This window comes from Pseudomonas sp. GOM6 (assembly GCF_029537485.1).
Lineage (GTDB): Bacteria > Pseudomonadota > Gammaproteobacteria > Pseudomonadales > Pseudomonadaceae > Aquipseudomonas.
On record NZ_JARPUS010000004.1, the window covers coordinates 272,429 to 279,774 of the forward strand.

The 7,346-nt window shown below is 58.7% G+C and carries 7 protein-coding genes; 6 read left to right on the forward strand and 1 reads right to left on the reverse strand.

All coding sequences use genetic code 11. The features are described 5' to 3' along the window. Nucleotides 1–299: 299 nt before the first annotated feature. Together P7A97_RS07195 and ilvN are read left to right on the forward strand one after the other, a co-directional pair. Nucleotides 300–2,030, forward strand: a complete 1,731-nt coding sequence (locus P7A97_RS07195; RefSeq protein ID WP_277689233.1) for an acetolactate synthase 3 large subunit — start codon at nucleotides 300–302, stop codon at nucleotides 2,028–2,030. 2 nt (nucleotides 2,031–2,032) lie between these two features. Further along, a complete protein-coding gene (ilvN, locus tag P7A97_RS07200) occupies nucleotides 2,033–2,524 on the forward strand; it encodes an acetolactate synthase small subunit (protein ID WP_068829612.1) in 492 nt (163 codons plus the stop codon). A 40-nt stretch (nucleotides 2,525–2,564) separates the two neighbouring features. Here ilvN and ilvY read toward each other — a convergent pair whose 3' ends face one another. Beyond that, on the reverse strand, nucleotides 2,565–3,446 hold the full coding sequence (gene ilvY, locus P7A97_RS07205; protein WP_277689234.1) for an HTH-type transcriptional activator IlvY: 882 nt from the start codon (nucleotides 3,444–3,446) through the stop codon (nucleotides 2,565–2,567). Between the two features lie 125 nt (nucleotides 3,447–3,571). Here ilvY and ilvC point away from each other — a divergent pair, with 125 nt between their 5' ends. The 4 genes from ilvC (at nucleotide 3,572) to msrQ (ending at nucleotide 7,266) form a co-directional block, all read left to right on the forward strand. Continuing rightward, nucleotides 3,572–4,588 (forward strand): ketol-acid reductoisomerase, encoded by a 1,017-nt coding sequence (gene ilvC / locus P7A97_RS07210; RefSeq protein WP_277689235.1) that lies wholly within the window; start codon nucleotides 3,572–3,574, stop codon nucleotides 4,586–4,588. A gap of 156 nt (nucleotides 4,589–4,744) precedes the next feature. Beyond that, complete coding sequence (gene pssA, locus P7A97_RS07215) at nucleotides 4,745–5,572, forward strand: CDP-diacylglycerol--serine O-phosphatidyltransferase (RefSeq protein ID WP_277689236.1); 828 nt, start codon at nucleotides 4,745–4,747, stop codon at nucleotides 5,570–5,572. Nucleotides 5,573–5,635: 63 nt separating this feature from the next. Next, a complete protein-coding gene (msrP, locus tag P7A97_RS07220) occupies nucleotides 5,636–6,637 on the forward strand; it encodes a protein-methionine-sulfoxide reductase catalytic subunit MsrP (protein ID WP_277689237.1) in 1,002 nt (333 codons plus the stop codon). Then, nucleotides 6,637–7,266: a protein-methionine-sulfoxide reductase heme-binding subunit MsrQ gene (gene msrQ, locus P7A97_RS07225; protein ID WP_277689238.1), complete on the forward strand. Its 630-nt coding sequence runs from the start codon at nucleotides 6,637–6,639 to the stop codon at nucleotides 7,264–7,266. The genes msrP and msrQ overlap by 1 nt, the downstream gene beginning before the upstream one ends. Nucleotides 7,267–7,346 lie beyond the last annotated feature (80 nt).

The window sequence follows — 7,346 nt, forward strand, 5'->3', positions numbered from 1 at the left end:
AGCTTGACTTGCCGTTCAGTAATCCGAACAATCGCGTCTTCCTGCTGTAGTGGAGTCCGCCGCAAGCGTCCTTCAGCTCAGTGGAAAAAGGCGCTATCCGTGCCGACCCCCGTTACACCCGCAACGCGTTACCTCGCGCTGGGAAGGAAAGGCTCCGCAAGATTGGGCCGTTCCGCTACTCGTCAAGCAGGCCCCTGCACTACTCGCGACCACAGTCGCGCTCGTCTGCCGACCAGTAAGACCTACTTCAAGGACCACTCGTTGTCGGGTGGTAATCTGGCGTTTTAGAGGTGAACAACGTGGAGCTTTTATCCGGCGCTGAAATGGTCGTCCGCTCGTTGCGTGACGAAGGCGTGAAGTACATCTACGGGTACCCGGGCGGTGCCCTCCTGCACATCTACGATGCTCTGTTCAAAGAGCCTGAAGTGACCCACATCCTGGTTCGTCACGAGCAGGCTGCTACCCATATGGCGGACGGCTACGCCCGCGCCACCGGCAAGGCCGGCGTGGTGCTGGTGACATCCGGTCCGGGGGCGACCAATGCCGTCACCGGCATCGCTACCGCTTATATGGATTCGATTCCGATGGTGGTCATTTCCGGTCAGGTGCCCAGCACCGTGGTCGGCACCGACGCCTTCCAGGAGACCGACATGGTCGGTATCTCCCGACCGATCGTGAAGCACAGTTTCATCATCAAGCATCCTTCGGAAATCCCCGAAGTGATCAAGAAAGCTTTCTATCTCGCCCAGTCCGGCCGTCCCGGTCCGGTGGTCGTGGATATCCCCAAAGACATGGGTGATCCGACCCAGAAGTTCGAGTACAGCTACCCGAAGAAGGTCAAGCTGCGCTCCTACAGCCCCGCCACCCGTGGCCATTCCGGGCAGATCCGCAAGGCTGCCGAGATGCTGCTGGCGGCCAAGCGCCCGGTCATGTATTCCGGCGGTGGCGTGGTCATGGGCGGCGCTTCCGAGCAGCTCACCGAACTGGCGCGCATGCTCAATATCCCGGTGACCAACACCCTGATGGGCCTTGGCGCCTACCCGGGCACCGACCGCCAGTTCGTTGGCATGCTCGGCATGCACGGCAGCTACACGGCCAACCTGGCCATGCACCACGCCGATGTGATCCTGGCGGTGGGCGCGCGCTTCGATGACCGCGTGATCAACGGTGAGACCGGTGCCAAGTTCTGCCCGAACGCCAAGATCATCCACATCGATATCGACCCGGCATCGATCTCCAAGACGGTCAAGGCCGACATCCCGATTGTTGGCCCGGTCGACAGTGTGCTGACCGAGATGGTCGCCATCCTCAAGGAAATCGGTGAAACCCCGAACAAGGACACCGTTGCCAGCTGGTGGAAGCAGATCGACGAGTGGCGCGGCAGTGGCCGTCTGTTCCCCTACAACGAGGGTGACGGCAGCATCATCAAGCCGCAAACCGTGATCGAGACCCTGAGCGAAGTGACCAAGGGCGATGCCTTCATCACCTCCGATGTCGGTCAGCACCAGATGTTCGCGGCGCAGTATTACCGCTTCAACAAGCCTAACCGCTGGATCAACTCCGGTGGTCTGGGCACCATGGGCTTCGGTTTCCCGGCGGCCATGGGCGTCAAGCTGAACTTCCCGGATGCCGACGTGGCGTGCGTGACCGGTGAGGGCAGTATCCAGATGAACATTCAGGAACTGTCGACCTGCCTGCAGTACGACCTGCCGGTGAAGATCATCAACCTGAACAACGGCGCGCTGGGCATGGTTCGCCAGTGGCAGGACATGCAGTACAGCAGCCGTTATTCGCACTCTTACATGGAATCGCTGCCTGACTTCGTCAAGCTGGCCGAGGCCTATGGTCATGTGGGCATCCGCATCACTGACCTGAAAGACCTCAAGCCGAAGATGGAAGAAGCCTTCGCCATGAAGAACCGTCTGGTGTTCCTCGATATCGCGGTGGATACCAGTGAGCACGTGTACCCAATGCAGATTCGCGGCGGTGCCATGCGTGACATGTGGCTGAGCAAGACGGAGCGGACCTGACCATGCGCCATATCATTTCCCTGTTGCTGGAAAACGAACCGGGCGCACTGTCGCGCATCGTTGGCCTGTTCTCTCAGCGTAATTACAACATCGAAAGCCTGACCGTGGCGCCGACCGAAGACCCGACCCTCTCGCGTCTGACGTTGACCACCGTAGGCCATGACGATGTGATCGAGCAGATCACCAAGAACCTCAACAAGCTGATCGAAGTGGTCAAGCTGGTGAACCTGTCGGAGAGTGCCCATATCGAGCGCGAACTGATGCTGGTGAAAGTGAAGGCCACCGGCGCCCAGCGCGCCGAGGTCAAGCGAACCACCGACATCTTCCGCGGGCAGATCGTCGACGTGACCAGCAGTGTCTACACCATCCAGTTGGCCGGAACCAGCGACAAGCTGGACAGCTTCATCCAGGCCATCGGCACTGCGTCGATTCTGGAAACCGTGCGCAGTGGTGTCACCGGTATCGCGCGTGGCGACAAGGTGCTGAGCATCTGATCGGCATGTTGTGAAAAAGCCCCGCCCAGTGCGGGGCTTTTTATTTCTGGCGGTTCCAGAACGCGGCGATCAGCGGGTCCTTTAGGCGTTTCTGTAGGGCAAACAGGCCGATGTCATAGGCGGTCAGAGGCGGCTGGATATCGTAGAGGCGGATGCGTGCGGTCAGTGGGCTGTTGTCCAGCACGATCTGCGGTACCACGCCGATGCCGAAGCCCAGGCTGACCATGCTGACGATGGCCTCGTTGCCGCTGACCTGGGCGTAGATACGCGGCTTGATGTTATGGCTCTTCAGCCAGCGGTCGGTGCGCGCCCGCGCCAGGCCCTCTTCGGAAAGGATCATTGGCACGTCCTGCCAGCTTTCCGCGCTGGGGTGTTTCAACTGCTCGTCGCTGAGCAGTTGGGATGACTGCGGGCCGATAAAGCGCAACTCGGAGCGGGCTATGGGTTGGAATTCGATGTCGGCCGGCAGGGCTTCCGGGCGAGCGCCGATGGCGAGGTCTTCCAATCCCTGCTGTACACGTTCAACCGCCTTTTCCGGATCTCCGGTGTGCAGCTTCATTTCGATACGCGGGTAGTTTTGCCGGAAGCTGCTGAGGATGTCGTACAGGAAGCTGTAGCTGGCCGTGACCGAGCAATACAGGGAAAGCTCGCCGTGCAGGATCAGCTGATCCTGCTTGAATGTCTGACGGATAGCTTGCCAGCCGTTCATGACTTCCTGGGCGTATGTGCGGAACTGCTGCCCTTCCCGGGTCAGGCGAACCGAGCGGTTGTCGCGCAGAAACAGCCTGGCGCCAAGTTCGTCTTCGAGCTGCTTGATGCTGCGGCTGAGCGCCGAAGGGCTGACATGCTGCTCGCGACTGGTTTTGCCGAAGTGCAGGTTGTCCGCCAGGGCGAGGAAAAGTCTGAGTGCGTGGCTATCCATTGTGTTTCATATATCGGCATGTTGTGTTGCAAATATATCATTTTACGCAATAGGTGTGATCGCTTAAGGTGCCTCTGTAGCGGTGCTGTGCACCTCACCCCATTCGATCTACAAGAGCCAAGAACATGAAAGTTTATTACGACAAAGACTGCGACCTCTCCATCATCCAGGGTAAGAAAGTCGCCGTGATCGGTTACGGCTCCCAGGGCCACGCCCAGGCGTGCAACCTGAAGGACTCCGGTGTGGACGTCACCATCGGTCTGCGCAAAGGCTCCGCTACCGTTGCCAAGGCCGAGGCCCATGGCCTGAAAGTCACCGACGTGGCCACTGCCGTTGCCAACGCTGACCTGGTCATGATCCTGACCCCGGACGAGTTCCAGGGCCGCCTGTACAAGGACGAGATCGAGCCGAACATCAAGAAGGGCGCCACCCTGGCCTTCTCCCACGGCTTCTCCATCCACTACAACCAGGTTGTTCCGCGTGCCGACCTCGACGTGATCATGATCGCGCCGAAGGCCCCGGGCCACACCGTGCGTTCCGAGTTCGTCAAGGGTGGCGGTATCCCTGACCTGATCGCTGTTTATCAGGACGCTTCCGGCAACGCCAAGAACGTTGCTCTGTCCTACGCCGCAGGCGTCGGCGGTGGCCGTACTGGCATCATCGAAACTACCTTCAAGGACGAGACCGAAACCGACCTGTTCGGTGAGCAGGCTGTTCTCTGTGGTGGTTGCGTGGAGCTGGTCAAGGCCGGTTTCGATACCCTGGTCGAAGCCGGTTACGCCCCGGAAATGGCCTACTTCGAGTGCCTGCACGAGCTGAAGCTGATCGTCGACCTGATGTTCGAAGGCGGCATCGCCAACATGAACTACTCGATCTCCAATAACGCCGAGTACGGCGAGTACGTGACCGGCCCGGAAGTGATCAACGCCGAGTCCCGCCAGGCCATGCGCAACGCGCTGAAGCGTATCCAGGACGGCGAATACGCCAAGATGTTCATCAGCGAAGGCGCTGCCAACTACCCGTCCATGACCGCCTACCGCCGCAACAATGCCGCACACGGCATCGAAGTGGTCGGTGAGAAGCTGCGTGCCATGATGCCGTGGATCTCTGCCAACAAGATCGTCGACAAGACCAAAAACTAAGGTCATCTGACGCTCGAAAAGAACGCGGCTTAGGCCGCGTTTTTTTATGCGTCGGGTGGCTTCTGGTATAAAGCCTTCTCGCTGAACGGCGTTGCCAGCGAACCTCGAGTGCTGGCGCCGGTCGTAATCGTATTTAACCGCTGCAAGGTATTGCTCATGAACGAACGCCCCGAGGACTCTGCCAAGAGCTCCGAAGAAGAAAGCCTGCTGCCTATCGATGAGCATGTCGAAGAAGGGCATGACGACGAAGGCCGCAAAGTGCGCCATCGGGGGATCTACCTGCTACCCAACCTGTTCACCACGGGCAATTTGTTTGCCGGTTTCTTTGCCATCGTCAGCGCCATGAACGGCAAGTTCGAATATGCGGCTGTCGCGGTTTTCATTGCCATGGTGCTGGATGGTCTGGACGGGCGAGTTGCCCGCCTGACCAATACCCAGAGCGCCTTCGGCGCCGAGTACGACTCGCTGTCCGATATGGTGGCTTTTGGCCTGGCTCCGGCATTGCTGGCATACCAGTGGGCGTTGTCCGAGCTCGGTAATGTCGGTCTGACCGTAGCGTTCATCTACACGGCTTGCGCAGCTCTGCGTCTGGCTCGCTTCAATACCCAGATCGGCAAGGTCGACAAGAAGTGGTTCGTTGGCTTGGCCAGTCCCGCGGCGGCTGGTGTGGTGGCCGGCATGGTTTGGGCGCTGAAGGACTTTGGTGTCGACGGCGTGGATATGCCGGTGCCGGTGGTCATGCTTTATGCGCTGCTGGTGGCGATGGCGGGTGTCTTGATGGTCAGCAATATCAAGTTCTACAGTTTCAAGGATCTCGACTTCAAAGGCCGCGTACCCTTCGTGGCGATTCTGGTGGTTGTGCTGGTCTTTGCAGTGGTGTTCAGCGATCCGCCCCGTATCCTGCTGCTGATCTTCCTCGCCTATGCAGTATCCGGTCCGGTGCAATACCTGCTGCAAATGCGTCGCCGCAAATCGGTCGAGTGATGTAATTTTTCCCCGGCTCTGCAGTCTATTGGCGCATCAGTTGTCAAGGTTGTGGAGCCCGCTATGCTCATCAAGACTCCTCTCGTCTCCGCTGCGCTCGAATCCGAAGTCACCCCCGAAGCTGTTTATCTGTCTCGTCGCCGTTTTCTGTCTGCAGCTGCTGGTGCGCTAGCTGCGGGGGCGACGACTGCCTATGCAGATGAGTCGCGCTATGCCGATGTCGAGGCAGGCGCTTCACCCGCATGGTTCGCCAGCAAGCTACCCCAGGTGCACTGGCAGGCGGTCACTGCAGGTGACGAGGCGCTGACGCCGTATTCCGACGTTACCCGTTACAACAACTTCTACGAGTTCGGCACTAACAAAGGTGATCCTGCGCGTTATGCAGGCAAGCTGGAGGTGGAGCCGTGGTCGGTAATGATCGATGGTGAGGTCGGCAAGCCGGGCGTGGTTTCTCTGGAGCATTTGGTTCAGCCGCATCGCCTGGAGGAGCGGATCTACCGATTGCGTTGTGTCGAGGCTTGGTCGATGGTCATTCCCTGGTTAGGCTTTCCGCTGGCCGAGTTGATCAAGCACGCCGAGCCTACGGGCGCTGCGAAATACGTGCGTTTCGAAACGCGAGTGGCGCCAGAGCAGATGGCCGGAGTCCGCTCGGGCTTCTCGCTGATTGACTGGCCTTATGTCGAAGGTCTGCGCATGGATGAAGCCATGCACCCTCTGACGATCATGGCTGTGGGGCTCTATGGTCGCGTTCTGCCTAATCAGAATGGTGCGCCGTTGCGCTTGGTGGTGCCATGGAAATATGGCTTCAAGAGTATCAAGTCCATCGTGCGTATCAGTCTTGTGGCGGAGCAACCCAGGACGACTTGGGAGAGTCTCGCGCCCGACGAGTACGGCTTCTATGCCAACGTCAATCCGCAGGTGGATCACCCGCGCTGGAGTCAGGCGACCGAGCGGCGCCTGCCCAATAGCCTGTTCAAACCCAATGTAATGCCGACTCGGCTGTTCAATGGCTATGACGAAGTGGCATCACTCTATGGCGACCTCGACTTACGGAAGTATTACTGATGCGCTATTCGCTCTGGCGGGCGGCTGTGTTTTTGGTGGCATTGTCGTTCCCTTTGTTTTGGCTCTACCAGGGAGTGATGCAGTTGACGGGGCCGGATCCCGGCAAGGTCCTTGTGGATAGGTTGGGGCAGGGTGCGTTGATTCTGCTGTTGTTCACACTGAGCATGACGCCATTGCGGCGTTTGACTGGCTGGGCCGGCTGGTTGGCTGTTCGTCGACAGTTGGGCTTGTGGTGCTTTGCTTATGTCCTGCTGCATATGGCGGGCTACCTGCTGTTCATTCTTGGGCTGAACATGGAGCGGTTGCAGGCTGATTTGAGTGAGCGCCCCTATATCATTGTGGGGGTGATAGCGTTGCTGGGATTGTCCGTGTTGGCGCTGACGTCAAATCGGTATAGCCAGAGACGCTTGGGGACTCGCTGGCGTCAGCTGCACAAGAGTGTCTATGTGATTCTTGGGTTGGCGCTGCTACATATGTTGTGGGTTGTCCGCTCAGATATTGCTGAATGGTCTCTATATGCGGCTTGCGGAGTTGTCTTGCTGTCGCTACGCCTACCTTCGTTCGCAGGGCGTTTGTTGGTTGCCGGGGCCAAGATGACAAAAACTTTTCAAAAAGCCATTGACGGGTAAGTTCGAAGGCCTATAATGCGCGCCTCTTCCGGCGCAGTCTGATCTGAAAACTCCTTGTTAATCAGTGAGTTAGATGAGTG

Excerpts from the sequence above, each read along its gene's own strand:
- ilvN (WP_068829612.1), top strand. The coding sequence starts at position 2,033 with ATGCGCCATATCATTTCCCTGTTGCTGGAAAACGAACCGGGCGCACTG.
- ilvY (WP_277689234.1), bottom strand. The coding sequence starts at position 3,446 with ATGGATAGCCACGCACTCAGACTTTTCCTCGCCCTGGCGGACAACCTG.
- ilvC (WP_277689235.1), top strand. The coding sequence starts at position 3,572 with ATGAAAGTTTATTACGACAAAGACTGCGACCTCTCCATCATCCAGGGT.
- pssA (WP_277689236.1), top strand. The coding sequence starts at position 4,745 with ATGAACGAACGCCCCGAGGACTCTGCCAAGAGCTCCGAAGAAGAAAGC.
- msrP (WP_277689237.1), top strand. The coding sequence starts at position 5,636 with ATGCTCATCAAGACTCCTCTCGTCTCCGCTGCGCTCGAATCCGAAGTC.
- msrQ (WP_277689238.1), top strand. The coding sequence starts at position 6,637 with ATGCGCTATTCGCTCTGGCGGGCGGCTGTGTTTTTGGTGGCATTGTCG.